Origin of the sequence: Cupriavidus sp. D384 (genome assembly GCF_001652915.1) — a bacterium.
Classification (GTDB): Bacteria; Pseudomonadota; Gammaproteobacteria; order Burkholderiales; family Burkholderiaceae; genus Cupriavidus.
Genome location: NZ_BBQI01000090.1, coordinates 214,626 through 238,071 on the forward strand (window position 1 = coordinate 214,626; position 23,446 = coordinate 238,071).

At 64.6% G+C, this 23,446-nt stretch carries 21 protein-coding genes; 9 read left to right on the forward strand and 12 right to left on the reverse strand.

Features of this window, described 5'->3' with window-relative positions; translation table 11 throughout:
• Positions 1 to 95 precede the first annotated feature (95 nt).
• On the forward strand, positions 96 to 680 hold the full coding sequence (locus A9J21_RS18745; protein ID WP_066738405.1) for an NUDIX hydrolase: 585 nt from the start codon (positions 96 to 98) through the stop codon (positions 678 to 680).
• Positions 681 to 713: 33 nt separating this feature from the next.
• On the forward strand, positions 714 to 1,469 hold the full coding sequence (gene aat, locus A9J21_RS18750; protein ID WP_066738408.1) for a leucyl/phenylalanyl-tRNA--protein transferase: 756 nt from the start codon (positions 714 to 716) through the stop codon (positions 1,467 to 1,469).
• Positions 1,470 to 1,475: 6 nt separating this feature from the next.
• Here the strand turns inward: aat and A9J21_RS18755 are convergent, their stop codons facing one another.
• Positions 1,476 to 1,910 carry a hypothetical protein gene (locus A9J21_RS18755; protein ID WP_156546002.1) on the reverse strand — a complete coding sequence of 145 codons (435 nt, stop codon included), beginning with the start codon at positions 1,908 to 1,910 and terminating at the stop codon, positions 1,476 to 1,478.
• 185 nt (positions 1,911 to 2,095) lie between these two features.
• Between A9J21_RS18755 and A9J21_RS18760 the strand changes: the two genes are divergently transcribed.
• The 5 genes from A9J21_RS18760 (at position 2,096) to A9J21_RS18780 (ending at position 7,254) form a co-directional block, all read left to right on the forward strand.
• Entirely contained in the window at positions 2,096 to 2,893 is a 798-nt protein-coding gene (locus tag A9J21_RS18760) for an arginyltransferase (RefSeq protein ID WP_066738413.1), read from the forward strand.
• 175 nt (positions 2,894 to 3,068) lie between these two features.
• The gene (locus A9J21_RS18765; RefSeq protein ID WP_066738416.1) at positions 3,069 to 4,103 is read left to right on the forward strand and encodes a quinone-dependent dihydroorotate dehydrogenase; all 1,035 of its coding nucleotides are present in this window, start codon (positions 3,069 to 3,071) and stop codon (positions 4,101 to 4,103) included.
• 377 nt (positions 4,104 to 4,480) lie between these two features.
• Complete coding sequence (locus tag A9J21_RS18770; RefSeq protein WP_066738419.1) at positions 4,481 to 5,461, forward strand: ABC transporter substrate-binding protein; 981 nt, start codon at positions 4,481 to 4,483, stop codon at positions 5,459 to 5,461.
• Between the two features lie 100 nt (positions 5,462 to 5,561).
• On the forward strand, positions 5,562 to 6,458 hold the full coding sequence (locus A9J21_RS18775) for an ABC transporter permease (RefSeq protein WP_066738421.1): 897 nt from the start codon (positions 5,562 to 5,564) through the stop codon (positions 6,456 to 6,458).
• A gap of 1 nt (position 6,459) precedes the next feature.
• On the forward strand, positions 6,460 to 7,254 hold the full coding sequence (locus A9J21_RS18780) for an ABC transporter ATP-binding protein (protein WP_066738424.1): 795 nt from the start codon (positions 6,460 to 6,462) through the stop codon (positions 7,252 to 7,254).
• A gap of 70 nt (positions 7,255 to 7,324) precedes the next feature.
• On the opposite strand, the gene A9J21_RS18785 is transcribed toward A9J21_RS18780, so the two are convergent.
• The 3 genes from A9J21_RS18785 to A9J21_RS18795 are packed head-to-tail and all read right to left on the reverse strand — an operon-like array spanning position 7,325 to position 9,753.
• The gene (locus tag A9J21_RS18785) at positions 7,325 to 7,591 is read right to left on the reverse strand and encodes a hypothetical protein (RefSeq protein WP_066738427.1); all 267 of its coding nucleotides are present in this window, start codon (positions 7,589 to 7,591) and stop codon (positions 7,325 to 7,327) included.
• Positions 7,588 to 9,000, reverse strand: a complete 1,413-nt coding sequence (locus A9J21_RS18790; protein ID WP_066738430.1) for a LutB/LldF family L-lactate oxidation iron-sulfur protein — start codon at positions 8,998 to 9,000, stop codon at positions 7,588 to 7,590. The genes A9J21_RS18785 and A9J21_RS18790 overlap by 4 nt, the downstream gene beginning before the upstream one ends.
• Before the next feature lie 27 nt (positions 9,001 to 9,027).
• Complete coding sequence (locus A9J21_RS18795; RefSeq protein ID WP_066738433.1) at positions 9,028 to 9,753, reverse strand: (Fe-S)-binding protein; 726 nt, start codon at positions 9,751 to 9,753, stop codon at positions 9,028 to 9,030.
• Positions 9,754 to 9,989: 236 nt separating this feature from the next.
• Here A9J21_RS18795 and A9J21_RS18800 point away from each other — a divergent pair, with 236 nt between their 5' ends.
• Entirely contained in the window at positions 9,990 to 10,775 is a 786-nt protein-coding gene (locus A9J21_RS18800) for an IclR family transcriptional regulator (RefSeq protein ID WP_066738436.1), read from the forward strand.
• Positions 10,776 to 10,889: 114 nt separating this feature from the next.
• Here the strand turns inward: A9J21_RS18800 and pbpG are convergent, their stop codons facing one another.
• The 4 genes from pbpG to A9J21_RS18820 all read right to left on the reverse strand — a co-directional run bounded on the left by pbpG (position 10,890) and on the right by A9J21_RS18820 (position 14,608).
• A complete protein-coding gene (pbpG, locus tag A9J21_RS18805; RefSeq protein WP_066738439.1) occupies positions 10,890 to 12,074 on the reverse strand; it encodes a D-alanyl-D-alanine endopeptidase in 1,185 nt (394 codons plus the stop codon).
• Between the two features lie 297 nt (positions 12,075 to 12,371).
• On the reverse strand, positions 12,372 to 13,067 hold the full coding sequence (locus tag A9J21_RS18810) for a nitroreductase (RefSeq protein ID WP_066738441.1): 696 nt from the start codon (positions 13,065 to 13,067) through the stop codon (positions 12,372 to 12,374).
• 25 nt (positions 13,068 to 13,092) lie between these two features.
• Positions 13,093 to 13,536 (reverse strand): thioesterase family protein, encoded by a 444-nt coding sequence (locus tag A9J21_RS18815; protein WP_066738451.1) that lies wholly within the window; start codon positions 13,534 to 13,536, stop codon positions 13,093 to 13,095.
• 124 nt (positions 13,537 to 13,660) lie between these two features.
• Entirely contained in the window at positions 13,661 to 14,608 is a 948-nt protein-coding gene (locus tag A9J21_RS18820) for a histone deacetylase (protein WP_066738453.1), read from the reverse strand.
• A 469-nt stretch (positions 14,609 to 15,077) separates the two neighbouring features.
• Here A9J21_RS18820 and phaP1 point away from each other — a divergent pair, with 469 nt between their 5' ends.
• Positions 15,078 to 15,656 (forward strand): TIGR01841 family phasin PhaP1, encoded by a 579-nt coding sequence (phaP1, locus tag A9J21_RS18825; protein WP_066738456.1) that lies wholly within the window; start codon positions 15,078 to 15,080, stop codon positions 15,654 to 15,656.
• 310 nt (positions 15,657 to 15,966) lie between these two features.
• On the opposite strand, the gene lpdA is transcribed toward phaP1, so the two are convergent.
• The 4 genes from lpdA to aceE form a co-directional block, all read right to left on the reverse strand.
• Positions 15,967 to 17,751, reverse strand: a complete 1,785-nt coding sequence (lpdA, locus tag A9J21_RS18830) for a dihydrolipoyl dehydrogenase (RefSeq protein ID WP_066738459.1) — start codon at positions 17,749 to 17,751, stop codon at positions 15,967 to 15,969.
• Positions 17,752 to 17,790: 39 nt separating this feature from the next.
• Positions 17,791 to 18,423 (reverse strand): MFS transporter, encoded by a 633-nt coding sequence (locus tag A9J21_RS18835; protein WP_066738462.1) that lies wholly within the window; start codon positions 18,421 to 18,423, stop codon positions 17,791 to 17,793.
• 163 nt (positions 18,424 to 18,586) lie between these two features.
• Entirely contained in the window at positions 18,587 to 20,233 is a 1,647-nt protein-coding gene (gene aceF, locus A9J21_RS18840) for a dihydrolipoyllysine-residue acetyltransferase (protein ID WP_066738465.1), read from the reverse strand.
• A 202-nt stretch (positions 20,234 to 20,435) separates the two neighbouring features.
• On the reverse strand, positions 20,436 to 23,123 hold the full coding sequence (gene aceE, locus A9J21_RS18845) for a pyruvate dehydrogenase (acetyl-transferring), homodimeric type (RefSeq protein ID WP_066738468.1): 2,688 nt from the start codon (positions 23,121 to 23,123) through the stop codon (positions 20,436 to 20,438).
• Positions 23,124 to 23,446 lie beyond the last annotated feature (323 nt).

Here is a 23,446-nt window from a genome sequence, read left to right on the forward strand (position 1 = left end):
ACCATCACCACGCTGCGCGCGCCACATCACGCAGGCGCCAAAGCGAGTCTCCGGCGCGGTGATACACTTGCCCCCATTCTTCCCGGACGCCTCCCATGAAATTCTGCTCGAACTGTGGTCATGCGGTTGTGTTGCGCGTGCCCGAAGGCGATAACCGCCCGCGCAGCATGTGCGATAACTGCGGCACCATCCACTACGTCAATCCGCGCAACGTCGTGGGTACGATTCCGGTCTGGGAAGACAAGATCCTGATCTGCAAGCGCGCCATCGAGCCGCGCTACGGATTCTGGACGCTGCCGGCCGGCTTCATGGAAATTGGCGAAACCACGGCCCAGGCTGCGGCGCGCGAGACACTCGAAGAAGCCGGCGCACGCGTGGAGGTAGGCGAGCTGTTTTCGATGCTCAACGTCCCGCACGTGCATCAGGTGCATCTGTTCTACCTGGCGCAGCTGAACGACCTGGACATCGCACCCGGCGAAGAAAGCCTTGAGGTCAAGCTCGTCGACGAAGCCGACGTCCCCTGGGACGACCTGGCCTTTCCGACCGTGATCCACACGCTGCGCTGCTTCTTTGCCGACCGCGCCGCTGGCCGGATCGCCGCAGGCGATTTCCGCCTGCACACGCTCGATATCGACAAGCCGATGCGGCCGCTCACCAGCCGCGCAACGGTCACACCGTAACGGCGCCCCGGCGCCGCCGCCCACCTTCCCGGCATGATCACCTGGCTCGACCCGCAGGATCCGTTTCCGCCGGTCGAGCGCGCGCTCGGCCCTGCCAGCGACGCGCCCGGACTGCTCGCGGCCAGCCGCGACCTGACACCGCAGCGCCTGCTGCTGGCGTATCGCCAGGGCATCTTTCCGTGGTACTCCGAAGGCCAGCCCGTGCTGTGGTGGAGCACAGACCCGCGCATGGTGCTGGCGCCTTCCGCCCTCAAGGTATCGCCCTCCTTGCGCAAGACATTGCGGCGCGTGCTGCGCGACCCCGACTGGGAAATCCGCGTCGACGACAATTTCTCGGCTGTCATGCGCGCCTGCGCCATGACACCGCGCGACGGCCAGCTGGGCACGTGGATCACCCACGAGATCATTGCCGCGTACGTTGCCCTGCACCGGCTGGACCTGGCGCATTCCGTCGAAGCCTGGTACCAGGGCGAGCGCGTCGGGGGCCTGTACGGAGTGGCGCTGGGACGCATGTTCTACGGGGAATCGATGTTCGCCCATCGGACCGATGCCTCGAAGATTGCACTGGCCGCGCTCTGCGCGTTCCTGGAACGCCATGGCGTCACCATGATCGACTGCCAGCAGGAGACCGACCACCTGGCCTCGCTGGGCGCGGCACCGATCGCGCGTACGGACTTCATCGCGCATGTCCGCGCCGCAGCGGCCTCGCCGGCCATCGAACCATGGCGTTTTGACAAGGGCGAACTGCGCCGCTGGGCCGGCACGAACAGCGCCAACGGCGCCACCTGAGCGCCTTCACTTGCCGACCTTTCCTTCCAGCCGGCCCAAGCGGACATTGATGCCGCCGACTTCCTTTTCCAGTCCGGAAAGACGCTGATTGGTTTCGTCGATGCGACGGTTCGTGTCGTCGATCTTGTCGCCGAGGCGCGCTTCCAGCCCCTTCATTTCGCCGCTGAGCTTCTTGTCCAGCGCCACGATTTCACCACTGAGCCGCTTGTCCATTTCCGACATCGTGGATACCACGGCCCCAATCTCGGTTTTCAACATGTCGCCGTAGACCTTGCGCTGGTAATCGAGGATGCCAAACAGTGCGGCGAGCAGCCCGAGACCGACGCCTGCCACCGCCGCCATATCCGCATAGCGTGTCCACCGCCCCACCGGGTAGCCCGCAACCAGCGTCACACCGGACTGCGTCTTTCCCAACCCCTCCTCAAACGGCAGTGATGCCATGATGTGCTCCTGAAGTATCAGAAAGCCCATCGTAGAAAGCCTCTGCCCTGAAAACAATGCGAGGAATCTCAAAATGCGAGCCGGCGCGCCAATGCGGCTTGCAGACGTGCCCCAATGGGCTCTGATAGACTGCCATTCAGACCCGCCATGCCGGCGTCCGACGCGCCGCCCCCTCATTCGACGTCATGAGCAAGCTGAAGGAACTACCGCTTTCCGCGCTGCAGTTTTATGCGACGGCGCCCTACGCTTGCAGCTATCTGGAAGGCCGCATGGCCCGCTCGCAGGTGGCAACGCCTGCCCACCTGATCAACGCCGACGTCTACTCCAGGCTGGTACGGGCCGGGTTTCGCCGCAGCGGCATCTTCACGTACCGGCCCTATTGCGACGAATGCCGCGCCTGCACGCCGTGCCGCGTGCTGGTGGACCAGTTCGAAGCCGACCGCAGCCAGCGCCGCGCATGGAAGCAGCACCAGGACCTGCAGGCGCTGGTGGCGCCACTGACATATGTGGAAGAGCACTACGCGCTGTACCTGCTCTACCAGTCGATGCGCCACGCGGGTGGCGGCATGGACCAGGACAGCCGCGATCAGTACGAGCAGTTCCTGCTGCAAAGCCGCGTGAATTCCCGGCTGGTGGAGTTCCGCGAGCCGCCCGGGTCGCCCGAGGCCGGCAAGCTGCGCATGGTCAGCATGATCGATGTGCTCGACGACGGGCTTTCGTCGGTCTACACGTTCTACGACCCGTTGGTGACCGGCACGAGCTACGGCACCTACAACATCCTCTGGCAGATCAATCAGACCCGCGAACTGGGCCTGCCGCACCTGTACCTCGGCTACTGGATTGCCGACAGCCGCAAGATGGCCTACAAGGCACGCTTCCAGCCGCTGCAGGTGCTGACCGGCAACCAGTGGCACGCGTTCGAAGGCGCGCCCGCGACGCCGGACGCGCAACCCCAGGCCAACCCCGGGCCGGCGCAGGAATAGGCCCTGCGCAAACGCCCCGGCCAAGGCACGCTCCCCCCCCCTCCAAGACGACCAGCTCGGGACGAATCCGAACGATACGCGCCAGAACGGCGCGTTTCTGGGGCAAAGGCGGCCTGAACGGCTACAATGCCGCCCTGGTTCCGACTTCTCGCCGGCTCCGGCCGCGCCCCACTCCGTGCTCAACGCGCTCTATCCCCTGTTTCGCCCCGCCCTGTTCTCCATGGACGCGGAGGACGCCCACCATTTCACGCTGAACAACCTGATGCGCGCCCAGCGCATGGGCCTGGCCGGCTGCCTCGGCAACAGCATTGCCGACGATCCGCGCACCGTGATGGGCATCCGCTTCCCGAATCCCGTGGGCCTGGCTGCCGGCCTGGACAAGGACGGCGCATACATCGACGGACTGGCCGCATTCGGTTTTGGTTTTATCGAAGTCGGCACTGTCACGCCGCGTGCGCAGGCCGGCAACCCGCGTCCGCGCATGTTCCGGCTGCCTCAGGCCGACGCGCTGATCAACCGCATGGGCTTCAACAACGGCGGCGTCGACGCCTTCATCCGCAACGTGCAGGCTTCGCGCTGGAAGGCCGAGGGCGGCGTCCTGGGCCTGAATATCGGCAAGAACGCCGATACGCCGATCGAACGTGCGGCCGACGACTACCTGTACTGCCTGGAGCGCGTCTATCCGCATGCCAGCTACGTGACGGTGAATATCTCGTCGCCCAACACCAAGAACCTGCGCCAGTTGCAGGGCGCCAGCGAACTGGACAGCCTGCTCTCCACGCTCAAGGCCGCGCAGCAGCGCCTGGCCGACCAGCACAAGCGCTACGTTCCGGTGGCGCTGAAGATCGCGCCCGATCTCGACGACGACCAGATTCGCAATATCGGCGATGCACTGGTGCGCCATGGCATCGACGGCGTGATCGCCACCAACACCACCATCTCGCGCGACGCGGTCAAGGGCCTGCGCCATGCCGACGAGGCCGGTGGCCTGTCCGGGCGCCCCGTCTTCGAGGCGTCGACGCGCGTGGTGCGTGAACTGCGCCGTGTCGTCGGCAATGATCTGCCAATTATTGGCGTGGGCGGCATCTTCGACGGTGCGGGCGCCAAGGCCAAAATCGATGCCGGTGCGCAACTGGTACAGGTCTACAGTGGCTTGATTTACCGCGGCCCGACGCTGGTGCGCGACTGCGCCGCCGCCCTGCGCAAGTAGCCTTCCGGCAACGTCGCGAGGGGCGCCATCCCGAGTGGGCCATCGGGCGCATTTCCGCGAAAAATGACAATCTCGCGCAATATCTTGCGGCACACCCTCCCTTGGAAGGTGTTTTACAGCAGGATATGGCGCGATGCAGCACCAAAAGCGATCCCAGCAGGGGCCGGAAATGGTATGCTCGCAGGCTTCGCGCCGTCGTATCCGATGTGACCATGCGCGTGCCCGCACCTGCCGCCGGGCGCGCCGCGTCCGCATCCGGACCGTCGGGCTGTCCGGCAGAACGTCCGATCGTCCTGCCGGCACCCGTCAGGACGGCTGTCGTACCGTTTGCGGCTGACTGACTGAAAAGCACCGAACCCTCGGGGGAGAACAATTACATGCTGCGTCTCAAGGCATCCACCACCCAGTCCATCCTCGGCAGCGCGGTAGCGCTGGCCCTGCTCTACGGCGGCGCCGTGCAGGCCCAGACGGCGACCGTGAAGGTCCTGTCGATCGTGGACCACCCGGCTCTCGACGCCATCCGCGATGGCGTGCGCGACGAGCTGAAGACCGCCGGCTACGACGCCGACAAGAACCTGAAGTGGGAATACCAGAGCGCCCAGGGCAACCCGGGCACCGCTGCCCAGATCGCCCGCAAGTTCGTGGGTGACCAGCCGAGCGCGATCGTGGCCATCGCCACGCCGTCGGCCCAGGCCGTGGTCGCCGCGACCAAGACCGTGCCCGTGGTGTACTCGGGCGTGACCGATCCGGTGGCCGCGCAACTGGTGAAGAGCTGGAGCGCAACGGGCACCAACGTGACGGGCGTGTCGGACAAGCTGCCGCTGGACAAGCAGGTGTCGCTGATCAAGCGCGTGGTGCCCAAGGCCAAGACCGTCGGCATGGTGTACAACCCCGGCGAAGCCAACTCGGTGGTGGTGGTCAAGGAACTGAAGGACCTGCTGGCCAAGCAAGGCATGTCGCTGAAGGAAGCCGCGGCACCGCGCACCGTGGATATCGGCCCGGCTGCCAAGAGCCTGATCGGCAAGGTCGACGTGATCTACACGAACACCGACAACAACGTCGTGTCGGCCTATGAGTCGCTGGTGAAGGTCGCCAACGAATCGAAGATCCCGCTGGTGGCTGCCGACACCGACAGCGTCAAGCGTGGCGCCATCGCCGCGCTGGGCATCAACTACGGCGACCTCGGCCACCAGACCGGCAAGGTCGTGGTGCGCATCCTGAAGGGCGAGAAGCCGGGCGCGATTGCCTCGCAGACGTCGGACAACCTTGAGCTGTTCGTGAACACGGGCGCCGCCGAGAAGCAAGGCGTGACCCTGTCGCCGGACCTGATCAAGGAAGCCAAGACCGTCATCAAGTAATACCGCCGGATGCCGCGCGCCCTACCCTGTGGCGCGCGGCCCGAAGCGCCCCCAATGGCCCTATCCGGGCCGGCCGGACGGCCTGCAAAGGATTCCCCCAATGTCCCTCTTTTCCCTGCTGGGCGCCCTGGAGATCGGCCTGATCTTCAGCCTCGTGGCGCTCGGGGTGCTGATCTCGTTCCGCATCCTCAACTTCCCCGATCTGACCGTCGACGGCAGTTTCCCGCTGGGTGGCGCTGTCGCCGCCACGCTGATCTCCGCCGGACAGGATCCGTTCATCGCCACGGTGGCCGCCATCGTGGCCGGCGCCATGGCCGGCTGGATCACCGGCTGGCTCAACGTGCGCCTGAAGATCATGGATCTGCTGGCCAGTATCCTGATGATGATCGCGCTGTACTCGGTCAACCTGCGCATCATGGGTCGCCCCAACGTGCCGCTGATCACCGAGCCGACGATTTTCACGATCCTGCAGCCCGAATGGATGCCCGACTACGTGCTGCGCCCGCTGGTGCTGTTCGTGGTGGTGGTCATCGCCAAGCTCGCGCTGGACTGGTTCTTCTCGTCGCAGCTTGGCCTGGCCATGCGCGCAACCGGCGCCAATCCGCGCATGGCGCGTTCCCAGGGCGTGCCCACCGGGCGCGCCACGCTGGCCGGCATGGCGCTGTCCAACGCGCTGGTGGCCCTGGCGGGTGCCCTGTTCGCCCAGACGCAAGGCGGCTCGGACATCTCGATGGGTATCGGCACGATCGTGATCGGCCTGGCTGCGGTCATCATCGGCGAGACCATCATCCCGGCGCGACGCCTGGTGTATGTGACGCTGGCCGTGGTGATCGGTGCCATCCTCTACCGGTTCTTCATCGCGCTGGCGCTGAATTCCGAGTTCATCGGCCTCAAGGCACAGGATCTGAACCTGGTGACCGCCGCGCTGGTGACGCTGGCGCTGGTGCTGCCGGCCACGCGCAAGAAGCTGTTCGCCCGCAAGAACGGAGGTGCCTGAGATGCTGCGCGCTGAAAACCTGAAGCTCACCTTCAATCCGGGCACGCCGATCGAAAACCGCGCCCTGCGCGGCCTGAGCCTGGAGATCCCGGCCGGCCAGTTCGTGGCCGTGATCGGCTCCAACGGTGCTGGCAAGTCGACCTTCCTGAACGCCGTCAGCGGCGACACGATGGTCGATAGCGGACGCATCATGATCGACGACACCGATGTCACGCGCCAGCCCGCCTGGGATCGCGCACATCTGGTGGCCCGCGTGTTCCAGGACCCGATGGCCGGCACCTGCGAGGCGCTGACGATCGAGGAAAACATGGCGCTGGCCATGGCGCGTGGGTCGCGCCGCGGTTTCCGTCCGGCGCTGAACAAGCAGTCGCGCGAACTGTTCCGCGACAAGCTGCGCCTGCTGAACCTGGGCCTGGAAAACCGTCTGACCGACCGCATCGGCCTGCTCTCGGGCGGCCAGCGCCAGGCGGTAAGCCTGCTGATGGCATCGCTGCAACCGTCGCGCATCCTGCTGCTCGACGAGCACACGGCGGCGCTGGACCCGAAGACGGCCGCGTTCGTGCTGGAACTGACTGCGCGCATCGTCGAGGAAAGCAAGCTGACGACGATGATGGTCACGCACTCGATGCGCCAGGCGCTGGACTACGGCCAGCGCACCGTGATGCTGCACCAGGGTCAGGTGGTGCTCGACGTGTCGGGCGACCAGCGCAAGGGCCTCGACGTGCCCGACCTGCTCAAGATGTTCGAGCAGACCCGGCATGAGCAACTTGATGACGATGCGCTGCTGCTGAGCTAAGGCGCCCAGCAGCCCATGATGTGCGCTCTCTCCCGCAGGGCGGGAGAGAGGAGCACAGTCACTCAGCGGTTCAAGCCGCCCCGGCCTTGTCCAGCCACTTCCCGAGCTGTTCCGTCACCGCCGTGCTCGAAAACGAGCAGCTATCCTGCGCGAACACTGCCGCCATCTCCATCCGACGTAGCAATTCCTCCATTGCCTGACCGAACACGGGCGGCAGCGTCAGCGACGGCGCCGCGGCACGCCACCTGGCGATCAGTTCGCCGGGGGGCAACGTGCCCGCCAGATGGGCATCCAAAGCCTGGCGCATGACGGCCAGCGTTTCCTGATTGGCGCTCATGAACGCGCCCTCCTTTCCTTGTAAAGCTCGCGGAATGTGCGGCCGCTCGGGGCCGGCATGTCGCGTGTTTCGGTCCAGCCCTTGCCCGCCATTGGCAGGCTGGCAATCAGCTTGCTGCGGCCGCCCATGCGTGACAGCATACGCGCCCCCATCCGCGTGACAAAGGCATACAGGTCCGGCCGCCGGGCCACGTAGCCCCAGACCTGCAGCGCCACGCGCTCCTGCCATGGGCGCAGGTGGCGCTCCATCTGCTTCTCGCGCAGCTTGCGCAGCAGGTCGGACAGCGGAATCGACGCCGGACACACCCGGTTGCACTCGCCGCACAGGGTGGCGGCCTGCGGCAGATCCACCGCATTGGCCAGGCCGACGTAGCTTGGCGTCAGCACGCTGCCCATCGGGCCGGGATAGACCCAGCCGTAGGCGTGGCCGCCGATCTTCTGGTACACGGGACAGTGGTTCATGCACGCGCCGCAGCGGATGCAGCGCAGCATCTCCTGGAATTCGCCACCGATCAGCCCGCTGCGGCCGCCATCGACCAGCACGAAGTACATGTGCTCAGGGCCGTCGCGTTCGCCTTCGGCACGCGGCCCGGTCAGCAGCGAAAAATAGTTGGAGATGGCCTGGCCGGTGGCCGAACGCGGCAGCAGCCGCATGACGGTTGCCAGGTCTTCCAGCGTCGGCAGCACTTTCTCGATGCCCGTCACGGCCACATGCACCCGCGGCATGATCGTGCACATGCCTTCATTGCCTTCGTTCGTGACCACGGCCACGGAGCCGGTCTCGGCAATGATGAAGTTGCCGCCGGTCACGCCCATGTCCGCCGACAGGAACTCGGGGCGCAGCACTTCGCGCGCCTCGCGCGTCATTTCGGGAATGTCGGTCAGGCGCGGTTTGTTGTGGACCTTGGCGAACAGGTCGGCAATCTCGTCCTTGTCCTTGTGGATCACCGGCGCAATGATGTGCGAAGGCGGCTCGGCATCGTTGATCTGCAGGATGTACTCGCCCAGGTCGGTCTCGATGCTCTGCACGCCCATCTCGCCCAGCACCTGGTTCAGGCGCATTTCCTCGGTCACCATCGACTTGCTCTTGATGACCTTCTTCACGCCGTGCTTCTGGGCGATTTCGGCCACCAGCCGGGCAGCATCGGCCGTGGTCTCGGCGAACAGCACCGTGGCACCACGCCTGGTCGCATTTTCTTCAAACGTTGCAAGCCAGACGTCGAGGTTTTCCAGCGCACGGTTGCGGCGTTCCTTCAGCGCAGCACGGGTGGCGTCGAAGTCGATGTCGCGGATGGCGTCGGCGCGGGCCGTCACGAACTTCGTCGACAGCTTCTTGAGGTTCTGCTGCAGGCGCTGATCGGCCAGTTTCTGCCCGGCGCGCGCCTTGAATTCCATGCTATGCACTTGCATCGTGGGGGCTCTCTTGTGGTTCGCGCGTCAGGCGTCGCCGGCCAGCACCTGCGCGATATGAAGCACGCGCGTCTGCGAATCGCCGGAGCGGCGCAGCCGGCCTTCGATATTGAGCATGCAGCCCAGGTCGCCCAGCACCACGGCGTCGGCGCCGCTGGCCTTGATGTTGGCGCACTTCTCGTCGACGATCGCCGTGGAAATATTGCCGTACTTGACCGAAAACGTGCCGCCAAACCCGCAACAGGCCTCGCAGTCCTTCATCTCGGTCAGCTGTACGTTGGACAGCTTGCCCAGCAAGGCGCGCGGTTGCTGCTTGACGCCCAGTTCGCGCAGGCCCGAGCACGAATCGTGATAGGTGATGTGGCCCGCAAAGCCGGAGTCGAGCTTGTCCAGCTTCGCCACGTTGACAAGGAAATCGGTCAGTTCGAACACGCGTTCGCGCAGCCGCTCGTAGCGGCCATGCAGTTCGGGATCGTCGCGCAGCAGGTCGTGGTAGTGGTGGCGGATCATGCCGCCACAGGAGCCGGACGGCACCACCACGTAGTCGAACATCTCGAATTCACGCAGGAATTTCTCGGCCAGATCGCGCGACACGGCTCGCTCGCCCGAGTTGTATGCCGGCTGTCCGCAGCACGTCTGCGCCTCGGGCACCATCACCTCGTAACCGGCCGATTCCAGCAGCTTCAGCACCGAAAACCCGATTTCGGGGCGCATGAGGTCCACCAGACAGGTGGCGAACAGTCCGATTCGCATGACTTCCTTTTCCAGACCCTGAAACCTCGCAATTATGCCCCTTTGCCCCACCGCTGCGGGCATCTGGCGCCGCAATCCTGTTCATCTGGCAATGCAAAGTGGCTCATGGGCGGCAACTTGCCACGCGTCATCTATGGAGGGAAATCTCGAAAATCACGTTTCATCTGTTGAAATTTTCACGATGCGAGATAGAATCAGGCAAACGCTTGATTTGCCGCACGGCAACATTTTTCCACATGGCAGAAGCAGACAAGTCACCCGGCAAGACCTCGATCCAGGTGATCGAGCGCATGATGACGCTGCTGGACGCGCTGGCCCAGCACGCGGATCCCGTCAGCCTGAAAGAGCTGTCGCTGGCCACCGGCCTGCACCCGTCCACCGCGCACCGCATCCTGAACGACATGGTGGCCTGCCGCTTTGTCGATCGCTCCGACCCCGGCAGCTACCGCCTGGGCATGCGCCTGCTGGAACTGGGCAACCTGGTCAAGGCACGCCTTTCGGTCCGCGACGCGGCACTGGCGCCGATGCGGGCCCTGCATCGCGTGACGGGGCAAACCGTGAACCTGTCGGTACGTCAGGGCGACGAGATCGTCTACATCGAACGCGCCTACAGCGAACGCTCGGGCATGCAGGTCGTGCGCGCCATTGGCGGGCGCGCCCCGCTGCACCTGACGTCGGTCGGCAAGCTGTTCCTGGCCGCGGACGAAGCCACGCGCGTGCGTACCTACGCCACGCGCACCGGGCTGGCAGGCCATACGCGTACGTCGATTACCGATCTGCCCAAGCTCGAACGCGAACTGAGCTGGGTGCGCTCGAACGGCTATGCGCGCGACAACGAGGAACTGGAACTGGGCGTGCGCTGCATTGCCGCGGGCATCTACGACGACTCCCGCCGGCTCGTCGCTGGCCTGTCGCTGTCGGCCCCGGCCGACCGCCTGCAGGACAGCTGGCTGCAGAACCTCAAGGAAACCGCGCTGCAGATCTCGCGGGGCATGGGCTACGTGCCCGAGCCGACGGCCTGATCCTGGCTGGCTGTCGCCTGCCCGGCGACGACCTGCACCAGCGGACGGGCAAAAAAGAACGCGCCGGGGGTCTGACACCCCACGGCGCGTTTTCCATGGCGCAATGGCTACAGCTCAGGTGCCATGCGACTGCTGCGATACCAAGACAGCTGCAGGGGATCTAGGACCCTGCGTAAGGTTGGGTGTCGAAGGAAAAGGGCGCGATTGGCCCCCTGCCGACGATGGCTGATGCTCAAGCCAGTTGCGCACACGCGTGGCATCGGCAAAGCGCGACAGCTTGCCCACCGAGTCCAGGAACACCATCACCACGTTGCGATCGTTCACGCGGGTCTGCATGACCAGGCACTGGCCGGCCTCCGAGATGTAGCCGGTCTTCTGCAGGCCGATATCCCAGCTGCCGCCACGCACCAGGCGGTTGGTGCTGACGTAGTGCATCGTGCGGCCCGACACGCTGACCTCATGCTCCGGCTGCGTCGAGAATTCGCGGATGGTCGGGTTGCGGTAGGCGGCGTTGACCAGGCGAGCCAGGTCCATGGCGCTCGACACATTGCTGCTCGACAGGCCGCTCGAATCGACGAAGTGGCTGTCGTTCATGCCCAGTTCGCGCGCCTTCTTGTTCATCGCGCCGACAAACGCCGGCAATCCACCCGGGTAGCTACGGCCCAGCACCGACGCAGCGCGGTTTTCCGAAGACATCAGCGCCAGCAGCAGCATTTCGTGGCGCGTCAGCGTGGTGCCGAAGCGCAGGCGCGAGCTGCTGTGCTTCTCGGTGTCGCGATCGTCCTCGCTCACCGTCAGCATTTCATCCATCGGCAGGTGCGAATCCATCACCACCAGCGCGGTCATCAGCTTGGTGATCGACGCAATCGGCAGCACTGCTGTCGGGTTTTTCTGGAACAGCACCTCGTTGGTGTTCTGGTCCATGACCAGCGCCACCGACGAACGCAGCGACAGCGCGTCCTCGGTATCGCGCAGGCCCATGGCCTCGCCCAGCGACGGCTTGGCCGGCACGAACGCGGCTCGCACCGGCGCGGCGCGGCTGGCCACCACGGTGCGTTTGCCGTTCTTGACGACAATCACCTTGCGTGGAGACGCTTCCGCTTTCGCGGAAGTCACCTTTTTGGTGGATTTAGAGGCTTTTTCGGTCTTTTTGGCCGAAGTTTTCGTCGCAGTCGACTTCGTCGCTGCGTACGCTGCCGGCGGCGCCAGCAGGGCAACGGACACCAGCGCCGAGGTGGCGATAGCGGTCAGTTGGGGAAGGCCAAAGAGTCGGGACATGAAGGAATCGGTCCGGAACATGATCTGTTCAGCGCGGATACGGAATGGCGCTAGTGTAGGAAATTAAGAAATTCTTAGCAAGATTAATGACTTACAGCGACTCTTTAAAGTTTGATTCGCAAACATTTCCGCATTACGGAAAAAGAGCCATACAAATCACATCACTGCTAACGCAAATACAACAGTTTTTTGCCCTGCAGGCCTCAGGCGTCACGCCAGCATCGTCGTCGGTGACGGATCACGTCAACGCGCTTTGTGCCGTGCCGGTTTCTGTCGATAACGGTCTGCATGGCGGAATCCTGAGATCTATCCGGGCAATCAGGAGAGGAAACGCACGAACCCGCTTACCGGTTCACGCTCGGTCGTCAATTGATTGGCTGTGGCGCTCGGGTCTGCATAACCCAGCGACATGCCGCACACCACCATTTCCTCTTCGGTCAGCAGCAGGTGCTGCTTGATGATCGCGTGGAATTGCGTGAACGCCGCCTGCGGGCAGGTATCCAGCCCGCGCGCCCGCGCCGCCACCATGATGCTTTGCAGGAACATGCCGTAATCGAGCCAGCTGCCCTGCTCCATGATCCGGTCGATCGTGAAGATCAGGCCGACCGGCGCATCGAAGAACCGGAAGTTGCGGGCATGCTGTTCGTGCATGCGCGCCTTGTCCTCGCGCTTGATCTCCAGCAGGCTGTACAGGTCCCAGCCAACCTTGCGGCGGCGCGCCAGGTACGGATCGACCCATTCGCGCGGATAGTACGGATATTCCTCGCGATACTTGGCATCGCGCTCGGGATCGTCGTAGGCGGTGAGCACATCGGCGCAGAAGCGCGCCTTGGCATCGCCTGCCAGCACATAGACCTTCCAGGGCTGCGTGTTCGTACCCGACGGCGCGCGGCTGGCTACGGCAAGAATTTCCTCGATGGTCTCGCGCGGCACCGGTGTGTCCAGGAACGCGCGAACCGAACGGCGTGTCGTGATGGCGCGATCGACAATCGCGGCGTCATCTGCGTGCGACATGCTCTGTGGTCTCCTCAAATCTTGTTCATTCTGGCTGGCCAACGACCAGCGCCTGCAATGCCTGACGCAACGCCGGCGGCAAAGCCACCGGCCTGCGTGTTTCGCGATCCACGTACACGTGCACGAAGTGCCCCTGCGCCGCCGCCACATCCTCGTCGTTGCGGAACAGTCCCACTTCGTAACGCACGCTGGAATTCCCCAGCTTCGCCACGCGCAGGCCCGCCACGACCGTATCGGGAAAGCTCAGCGACGAGAAATAGTTGCACTGCGTCTCGATGACCAGGCCGATCGTGGCACCGGCCTCGATGTCGAGCACGCCCTCCCGGATCAGGTACGCATTCACGACGGTATCAAAGTAACTGTAGTAGACAACGTTGTTCACGTGGCCATACACATCGTTATCCATCCAACGCGTCGTGATGGGTTGAAAGTGCGCGTACGCACTACGGCGATCGGGCTCGGGCTTCATCGGTATCGGTTCAGGACAACATCGGGTGAAGACGGAATCGGCGCCGCCGCAGCCACACGGGAGGTCCGTATGAGCGCACGGTGTGCCACAAGGTTCCAAGTTTTTTGCGATGCATCGAAGGCCATCATGCGGCCGCTGCCGGCAGCGGCGACGAAAGCCCCGCATCCAACGCACCAAAGCGTGCATGGCAGGCTGCTGCAAGCGCAACGGTCTGCGTGTGTACGGCCACGGTGTTCTCGATGTGGTTGCCATAGCCGCCGGCCATCGCCACGGCAATCGGCAGTCGTTGCGACAAGGCAAAGTCGAACACCATCGTGTCGCGCCGGGCCAGGCCCGCCATCGTCAGGCGCAGGCGCCCCAGCCGGTCGTCTTCGTGCGGGTCGGCGCCGGCCAGATAGATCAGCAGATCGGGAGCAAAGCGCGCCTTCAGCGATTCCAGCGCGCCGGCCAGCGCGGCGGCATAGCCATCGTCGTCACAGCCATCGGGGAGCCCGATATCGAGATCGCTGGCTTCCTTGCGGAACGGATAGTTCTTCTCGCCGTGAAGCGACAGCGTGAAGACCGTGGGATCGTCGCGCAGGATCGACGCCGTGCCGTTCCCCTGGTGGACATCGAGATCGATCACGGCCACACGCCGCACCTGACCATCACGCTGCAGCTGGCGCGCAGCGATGGCGGCGTCGTTGAACACACAGAAGCCGCCGCCCTTGTCGGCGTAGGCATGGTGGGTGCCGCCGGCCAGATTGACCGCAATGCCCTGCGTCAGCGCGGTACGGCAGGCCGCAATCGTGGCGCCGGCAGACCGCCGCGAGCGCTCCACCATCTCATGCGACCACGGAAAGCCGATCTCGCGCTGGCGCGCCGGGTCCAGCCGCCCTGCCGAGACGTCGGCGATATAGCCGGCAGAATGGGCCAGTGCCAGCGCGTCGTCACCGGCACGCGGTGCCTCGTGCAATTCGAGCCCCGGCACCTCGCGCACCACGGCATCGCGCAGCATGCTGTACTTGCGCATGGGAAAGCGATGTCCGGGCGGCAGTGGCAGGACGAAGTGGTCGGCGTAGAAGGCTAGCATCAGGGGCGCTGGGGGTCGGGGCGCGGGGATCTTGGCCGGCAAGTGGCGTGTTGACGTCATTTACCGACCGGACAGTCAGCGATGGTAGCACCGAGTGCGACGGCAGGCCCGTGGCGATGCCGCAAAGCGTGTGAAACACCCGTTTTTCTCGCGTCGCACCACCTCTGCGACGACTACCCAGATCGGGACAAACCCTTACCCATGGCGGGATAGTGGCCCGCAATGCCCTTCTGAACGGCATTCCCCCGGTATTTTTGGTGCGCCGCACAAAAACCGCTTGACACCCAATTTGCCTTGCTTAGAATTGGAATTGTTGCGGCGCATCAAAGACCGAGGCGATCTCGGAAAACGCCGACGAACATACGAAGGTACGCTCGGGCTGGCCAGACACTTGAAGTCATGGCCCTGACATCTGGGCGGCTTAATTTTACTTTTGCTTGACCTTGAAGTTCACCACTGGAGACCAGCAATGATCCTGACCCCGGAACAAGTTGCAGCTGCACAAAAAGCCAACCTCGAGACCCTGTTCGGTCTGACCTCGAAGGCCTTCGAAGGCGTTGAGAAGCTCGTTGAGCTGAACCTGCAAGTGGTCAAGGCTACGTTCGCCGAGAACGTCGACAACGCCAAGAAGGCCCTTGGTGCCAAGGATGCCCAGGAACTGCTGGCCATCCAGGCTGCCCTGGTGCAGCCGGTTGCCGAAAAGACCCTGGCCTACACGCGTCACCTGTACGAAATCGCTTCGGAAACCCAAAGCGAGTTCACGAAGGTTGCCGAAGCCCAGCTGGCCGAAGGCACGAAGAACGTGCAAGCCCTGGTCGACAACTTCGCCAAGAACGCCCCGGCCGGTTCGGAATCGACCGTCGCCATCGTGAAGTCGGCCATCTCGGCTGCCAACAACGCCTACGAGTCGGTCCAGAAGGCCACCAAGCAGGCTGTTGAAATGGCCGAAAGCAACTTCCAGGCTGCCGCCACGGCCGCCACGAAGGCTGCCCAGCAAGCCAGCGCCACGGCCCGCACCGCCGCCAAGAAGTCGGCTGCTGCCGCCTAAGGCACCGTAGTTCTCCAGCGCACCGGCTTCGGCCGGTCCGTTGGCAAAGCATCCCCCCGCCGAGCGGACATGGGTGTTTTGCCAACGGAAGCGAAGACCGGAGCGATTTTTTCGCCCTGTCCACCGCCCTGTACCGATGTCTCCTCGGTACCGATTCCAAAAGGTATCGTTCAGGCCCGGCCCTGCAAGCAGGTTGCCGGGCTTTTTTTCGCCCGCTCGACGTTGGCGGAAATGCATGGCGGTTAATTGAATAATTGACCTCAAAAAGAAACCCGCCGGATGGCGGGCTTCTTCATTGCGACGGGCCCAATCAGCGCTTGCGCGGCGGCGGCACGTCGGTGCAGACGCCTTCGTAGATCTCGGCGGCCATGCCGATCGACTCGCCCAGCGTCGGGTGCGGGTGGATCGTCTTGCCGATATCCACGGCGTCGGCGCCCATCTCGATGGCCAGGCAGACTTCGCTGATCAGGTCGCCCGCATGGGTGCCGACGATGCCGCCACCGATGATGCGGTGCGTTTCCTCGTCGAAGATCAGCTTGGTAAAGCCTTCGTCGCGGCCATTGGCGATCGCGCGGCCCGAAGCGGCCCACGGGAACACGCCCTTGCCGTACTTGATGCCCTGCGCCTTGCACTGGTCTTCGGTCAAGCCGGCCCAGGCCACTTCAGGATCGGTATAGGCCACCGACGGAATCTGCTTGACGTCGAAGTACGCCTTCTCGCCATGGGCGGCCTCGGCGGCCACGTGTGCCTCGTGCACGGCCTTGTGCGCCAGCATCGGCTGGCCGACGATGTCGCCAATCGCGAAGATGTGCGGCACGTTGGTACGCAATTGCTTGTCGACGTCGATGAAGCCACGGTCGGTCACGGCCACGCCAGCCTTCTCGGCGCCAATCTTCTTGCCGTTCGGCGTGCGGCCCACCGACACCAGCACGGCGTCGTAGCGAACCGGTTCGGCCGGGGCACCCTCGCCTTCGAACTTGACGTAGATGCCGTCCGGCTTGGCTTCCACGCCAACCGTCTTGGTCTTCAGCATCACGTTGTCGAAGCGCTGCTTGTTCATCTTGTCCCAGACCTTGACCAGATCGCGGTCGGCGCCCTGCATCAGGCCGTCGAGCATTTCGACCACGTCGATGCGTGCGCCCAGGGTGCTGTAGACGGTGGCCATTTCCAGGCCGATGATGCCGCCGCCGATCACGAGCATCTTGTTCGGGATGTCGCGCAATTCCAGCGCGCCGGTCGAATCGAAGATACGCGGGTCTTCGGGGATGAACGGCAGCTTCACAGCCTGGCTGCCGGCCGCGATGATCGCCTTTTCGAAGCGGATCACGGTCTTCTTGCCCGTAGTAGCCTTGGCATCACCTTCGGTTTCCTGCACTTCGAGGTGATTCGGGTCCAGGAACGTGCCAATGCCGCGCACCACCTGCACCTTGCGCGCCTTGGCCATGCCGGCCAGGCCGCCGGTCAGCTTGCTGACGACCGATTCCTTGTAATGGCGCAGGCCGTCCAGGTCGATCTTGGCTTCGCCGAACAGGATGCCGTGCGCGGCCAGGGCCTTGGCCTCGTCGATGACGGCCGCATTGTGCAGCAGTGCCTTCGACGGAATACAACCCACGTTCAGGCAGACGCCGCCCAGCGAGCCGTAGCGTTCCACCAGGACCGTGTTCATGCCCAGGTCGGCCGACCGGAAGGCGGCCGAGTAACCACCGGGGCCAGCGCCCAGCACCAGCATGTCGCACTGGATGTCGGCGCTGCCGCTGTGCTTGCCAGCTACAGGGGCCGCGGCCGGCGCGGCGGCCGGAGCCGGAGCTGCCGCCGGCGCGGGGGCCGCAGCAGGTGCCGGCGCCGGGGCAGCGGCCGCGCCGCCTTCCACCGTGCAGATCACCGTGCCCTTGGCCACCTTGTCGCCCACCTTGACCTTGACGTCCACCACCTTGCCGGCGGACGACGACGGCACTTCCATGCTGGCCTTGTCGCTTTCCAGCACGATCAGCGACTGCTCTTCCTCGACCGTATCGCCGGCCTTGACCAGCACCTCGATCACTTCCACCGCGTCGAAATCGCCGATATCCGGCACCTTGACTTCGATCACACTCATGCTTTTCCTCCTGGGATGCGCGCCCTGCCCGCTCCGGGCTCAGGCCGCGCCGTCTTTGTTGGTTGCCGCGCCGCCGGGTTGCTGGGGCGTCTCATGGGGTGCCGCAAGAATCTTCACCGTGTGCACGTCGATCGGGCCCGCCGAGCTCTTGTCGAACTCGATCCCCGCGTCGACCCCGATCCGCGCAATGTCGCCGGCGTCCATTTCGGGCCGGTCGTACACCGCGTGCATGGCCCCGAGCGCATAGTTGCGGCCCGAGCCGATGCCCCAGAAACGGTCGAACGAAAACACCTCGCGGTAGGAATAAACGCCAAAGATGCCGCCGGGATTGGCGATCAGGCAAACGATCTGCGATGACTCGTAGGGGTCGTCCTCGTCTTCCTTGGTGTTGATGAAATACTCGTTCTTGAGCCTTTCATGCACCTTGAGGAAGGTCCGGAACACGTCGTCGCGGGTCATCAGGCGGCATTCTTCGCCCATGCCCGTCAACAGTGCGCGCATGACCGGGAAATGCGCCGTGGTACCCGCCAGCGCGACAAAGCTCTCGCCTACGGGAATCACTTTCTGGTTACGCTCGTAGGCACGCGACAGCCGCGTATCGCCGAACGTCACCAGCGCATCGGCCGCGATCGCCACCTCGTCACCCTTGCGTACAACAACGCAGGTAGTCATGGCACGCCCCCTTACTCGGCAATTCGCACACCGGCACCGCCGGTGTGCGTTGCGGTTGCTTCAGGATGAAGCGAAGCGGTTCTGGCGCTGCGCGCGGCCGCAGACAGTACCAGCGGTACGGCCACGCCGCGCAACGACGCCAGAATCATCTTCAAGCGACCGCTTACAGCAGGATGCGGCGGAAGTCCGCCAGCAGTGCAGCAAAGTACGTATTGAAGCGTGCGGCCTCGGCGCCGTCGATCACGCGGTGATCCCACGACAGCGACAGCGGCAGCGTCAGGCGCGGCGCAAACTGCTTGCCGTCCCAGACCGGCTTCATGTACGACTTGCAGACGCCCATGATGGCCACTTCCGGCGCGTTGATGATCGGCGTGAAATATGTGCCGCCAATGCCACCCAGCGACGAGATCGAGAAGCAGCCGCCCTGCATCTGGTCAGGCTTGAGCTTGCCGTCGCGTGCCAGCTTGGCCAGCTCGCCCATTTCCTGGCTGATCTCGATCACGCCCTTCTTGTCGGCGTCCTTGATCACCGGCACGACCAGGCCGTTCGGCGTGTCGGCGGCGAAGCCGATGTTGAAGTACTTCTTCAGCACCAGGTTGTCGCCGTCCAGCGACGCATTGAAGTTCGGGAACTTCTTCAGCGCCGCCACGGTGGCCTTGATCATGAACGCGAGCATCGTGACCTTGATGCCAGCCTTCTCGTTTTCCTTGTTCAGCTGCACGCGGAACGCTTCCAGGTCCGTGATATCCGCCTCGTCGCAGTTCGTGACGTGCGGGATCATCACCCAGTTGCGGTGCAGGTTGGCGCCCGAGATCTTCTTGATGCGCGACAGCGGCTTCGATTCCACCTCGCCAAAGCGCGTGAAATCGACCTTCGGCCACGGCAGCAGGTCCAGGCCGACGCCCGAGCCACCGCCAGCGGCGGCAGCCGGCGCAGCGGTCTGGCCCGACATCACGCCCTTGACGAAGTTCTGCACGTCCTGCTGGGTGATACGGCCCTTCGGACCAGAGCCCGGCACGCGCGTCACGTCCACACCCAGTTCACGCGCGAACTTGCGCACGGACGGGCTGGCATGGGCGGCCTTGCCGGTCACACCCTGGGCGGGCGCAGCGGCGGGAGCGGGCGCCGGCGCGGGCGCAGCAGCAGCAGGCGCGGGCGCCGGAGCAGCGGCCGGTGCCGGGGCAGCAGCGGGTGCTGCGGCCGGCGCCGTGGCGGCGCCACCGGCAGCTTCCAGGATCAGGATCAACGTGCCTTCGGCCACGTTGTCGCCAACCTTGACCTTCACTTCCTTGACGATGCCACCCTGCGGGGCCGGCACGTCCATCGTGGCCTTGTCCGATTCCAGCGTGACCAGCGCGTCTTCCGCGTTGATCTGGTCGCCCGGCTTCACGTGGACTTCGATGACAGGAACGGCGTCGTAGTCGCCGATGTCCGGCACCTTGACTTCGACCGTGCCACCACCGGCCGGCGCGGCTGCGGGGGCCGGAGCCGGCGCAGCGGGAGCCGGGGCCGGCGCAGCGGCGGCCGGTGCCGGAGCTGCGGCCGGAGCCGGGGCGGCTGCGGCGGCGCCGGCAGGCTCCAGCATGACCAGGACCGTGCCTTCGGCCACGTTGTCGCCCACCTTGATCTTGACTTCCTTGACCGTGCCGGCCTGCGGCGACGGCACGTCCATCGTGGCCTTGTCCGATTCCAGCGTGACCAGCGCGTCTTCCGCGTTGATCTGGTCGCCCGGCTTCACATGCACTTCGATGACGGGAACGGCGTCGTAGTCGCCGATGTCCGGCACCTTGATTTCAATCGCTTGACTCATTCAGTGTCTCTCCTGGGCAGCCGGCACCCTGGTTCGTTACGCTCAACACGACAAACGCAATCGGCGAGGTTACTCTCGCCGCACGCATCTGTCACGCTGCCGCGCATCACCTGCGCCGCGGGGCACCGCCGGGCCAGCCGGGGGCGCCCGCGGCGCGGCGGGTTGCCGCGCTGCGGGGGTTCAGTCGTGCAAGTCCGGGGAATCAGACCGACATCGGGTTCGGCTTGCTCGGGTCGAGGTTGTACTTCTTGATGGCTTCCGCCACCTTCTCGCGACCGATCGCACCTTCGTCAGCCAGCGCCTTCAGCGCGGCCACCGTCACCCAGTTGCGATCCACTTCGAAGAAGTGACGCAGCTTCTCGCGGGTATCCGAGCGGCCGAAGCCGTCGGTGCCCAGCACCACGTAGCGACGCGGCACGAACGGACGGATCTGCTCGGCAAACGCGCGGATGTAGTCGGTCGACGCGATGACCGGGCCACGCACGCCCTTGAGCTTCTGGGCCACGAACGACTCGCGCGGCGCTTCCGTCGGGTGCAGCAGGTTGTGGCGCTCCGTGGCCTGGCCTTCGCGGGCCAGTTCGGTGAAGCTCGGGCAGCTCCAGATGTCCGATTCCACGCCCCAGTCCTTCTTGAGCATGTCGGCGGCGGCAATCACCTCGCGGAAGATCGTGCCCGAACCCAGCAGCTGCACGCGCGGTGCATTGCTGTTTTCCACGCCCTTGCGGAACTGGTACATGCCCTTGACGATGTCCTTCTCCACGCCAGCCGGCATTTCCGGATGCTCGTAGTTCTCGTTCATCACCGTCAGGTAGTAGTACACGTCTTCCTGTTCGGCGTACATGCGGCGCAGGCCGTCCTGCATGATCACGGCCAGCTCGTACTGGAACGTCGGGTCGTACGAGATGCAGTTCGGGATCACGGCGTGGAACACGTGCGAGTGGCCGTCCTCGTGCTGCAGGCCTTCGCCGTTCAGCGTGGTGCGGCCCGACGTGCCGCCCAGCAGGAAGCCGCGCGAGCGCATGTCGGCAGCGGCCCAGCACAGGTCGCCGATACGCTGGATACCGAACATCGAGTAGTAGATGTAGAACGGGATCATCTGCACGCCGTGCGTCGAATACGACGTGGCCGCGGCGATCCAGTCGCACATGGCGCCGGCTTCGTTGATGCCTTCCTGCAGCACCTGACCCGTCTGCGATTCCTTGTAGAACATCAGCTGGTCATGGTCTTCCGGCACGTACTTCTGGCCTTCCTGGTTCCAGATACCCACCTGGCGGAACAGGCCTTCCATGCCGAACGTGCGCGATTCGTCCGGCACGATGGGTACCACGTGCTTGCCGATCTGCTTGTCCTTGAGCAGCGTGTTCAGGATACGCACGAAGGCCATGGTGGTGGACACTTCGCGGCCTTCGCCGGTGGCCTTGAGCAGCGCGTCGAACGCCGACAGCTCGGGCACCTTCAGCGGGTCGGCCTTCTGGCGGCGGGCCGGCAGGTAGCCGCCCAGGTTCATGCGCGCCTGGCGCATGTATTCCAGTTCCTTCGAGCCTTCCTCGAAGGTCAGGTACGGCACTTCTTCCAGCTTGTCGTCCGGCACCGGGATATTGAACTGGTCGCGGAACGCGCGAATGGCGTCCACCGGCATCTTCTTCTGCTGGTGGGCCACGTTCATGGCCTGGCCGGCATCGCCCATGCCATAGCCCTTGATGGTCTTGGCCAGGATCAGCGTCGGCTGGCCCTTGTGCTCGCTGGCCGCCTTGTAGGCCGCGTAGACCTTGTGCGGGTCATGGCCGCCACGGTTCAGGCGCCAGATGTCGTCGTCGGACCAGTCGGCCACCATGGCCTTCAGTTCCGGCGTGTTGAAGAAGAACTCGCGCACGTAGGCGCCGTCCTTGGCCTTGAAGGTCTGGTATTCGCCGTCCACGCATTCCATCATGCGCTTCATCAGCAGGCCCTTGGTGTCGCGCTGCAGCAGCTGGTCCCAGCGGCTGCCCCACACCACCTTGATCACGTTCCAGCCCGAACCGCGGAATTCCGATTCCAGTTCCTGGATGATCTTGCCGTTGCCGCGCACCGGGCCGTCCAGGCGCTGCAGGTTGCAGTTGATCACGAAGACCAGGTTGTCCAGCTTCTCGCGGCCAGCCATGCCGATCGCGCCCAGCGATTCCGGCTCGTCGGTCTCGCCGTCGCCCAGGAAGGCCCAGACCTTGCGGCCTTCGGCGTTCACCAGGCCGCGGCTGCCCAGGTACTTCATGAAGCGGGCCTGGTAGATGGCCATGATCGGGCCCAGGCCCATCGACACGGTCGGGAACTGCCAGAAATCCGGCATCAGCCACGGGTGCGGGTACGACGAGATGCCCTTGCCGTCCACTTCCTGGCGGAAGTTGTCGAGCTGCTCGACCGTCAGGCGGCCCAGCAGGAAGGCGCGCGAGTACACGCCCGGAGCCGAGTGGCCCTGCACGAAGACCAGGTCGCCACCGCTCTGTTCCGACGGGGCGCGCCAGAAGTGGTTGTAGCCCACGTCATAGAGCGTGGCTGCCGAGGCGAACGACGAGATATGGCCGCCGACGTTGGTGTTCTTGTTGGCGCGCAGCACCATGGCCATCGCGTTCCAGCGCGTGTACGAGCGGATGCGGTGCTCGATATCCTGGTCGCCCGGAATGCGTGCCTGCTGCTCCACCGGAATGGTGTTGATGTACGGCGTCTCGGCGTGGAACGGCTGCGTCACGCCGTTCACGCGGGCGTACTGGATCTGCTTGTCGATCAGGAAGGCCGCGCGTTCGGCGCCTTCCGCATTCAGGACGCCCTGCAGGGCATCCAGCCATTCGTGCGTTTCCTGGGGATCTGCGTCGTTGGCGCTGCTGGCGCCGAGGATCTGCTCTGGTACAGCGGACATGACTGTCTCCTGGGTAAATTCCTGCCCCGGCGCCCGCCCGGTATGGCGGATCTCGGTTGGCCGGTCTGACGGTTTTGACGTCGCGGCGAAAGCCTTGCCTGTGTGCCCCTGGCATCGGTTCAATGGCCAGGGCCGGGATCTTTCGCGTCGGGTCGCAGCGCCCGGATCCTCGACGGCAAGCACATGGCTCCGCCCGCATTGTTCGGTCGAAGCGATTCTATGGAAGCACAGCAACGGCTGACAAGCTAAATTTTCAGATTACGAAGTCATTTCTTATAATGTGGAATATTGCCGCAGTGCACCAGAAACCGCCCGGCGGCGCC